This is a genomic window from Brevibacillus sp. SAFN-007a, assembly GCF_051967035.1.
Taxonomy (GTDB): Bacteria; Bacillota; Bacilli; order Brevibacillales; family Brevibacillaceae; genus Brevibacillus.
The window spans coordinates 17,192-17,790 of record NZ_JBQCKK010000001.1 but is presented as its reverse complement, the minus strand read 5'-3'; the positions used below and the strand labels follow the sequence as shown (position 1 = coordinate 17,790).

Genomic DNA, 599 nt, shown 5'->3' with positions numbered 1-599 from the left:
ACGCATTGGGAACAGCAGGAGCTGGTCTGGACAGAGAAGCTGGAACAAACAGACGCCGAGCTGCAAGCCGCTCGCCTTGCCTATCAAGAGCTGAGCGACAAACACGACCAGACGCTGCAACAGCTGGACACCACTTCGCAGCAGCTCGCTGAAAACAGCAAGCAACTGGAAGACGCGAGCTTGCAACTGCAAAGCACCTCTTCGCAGCTCGATGCCACGACCCGCCAACTGGAGACGGCAACCCAGCAGCTCGAAGCCGCTCGCGATCACGAGACCACGCTTTTGGCGAAGCAGCAACAGCTTGAAGCGAGCATCACGCATTGGGAGCAGCAGGAGCTGGTCTGGACAGAGAAGCTGGAACAAACAGACGCCGAGCTACAAGCCGCTCGCCTCGCCTATCAGGAGCTGAGCGACAAACACGACCAGACGCTTCAACAGCTGGACACCGCTTCGCAGCAGCTCGAGGATGCTTCCCAACAGCTTGAAGCCACTTCCCGACAACTCGAAGTCGCTACCCAACAACTCGAAGCCGCTCGCGATCACGAGACCACGCTTTTGGCGAAGCAGCAACAGCTCGAAGCGAGCATCACGCATTGGGA

1 protein-coding gene is annotated in these 599 nt (G+C 58.6%); it reads left to right on the top strand.

The window, feature by feature from the left end:
- Positions 1–599, top strand: a 599-nt coding sequence (locus ACTHO6_RS00100; RefSeq protein ID WP_440238091.1) for a hypothetical protein, incomplete at both ends; no start/stop codon positions are given.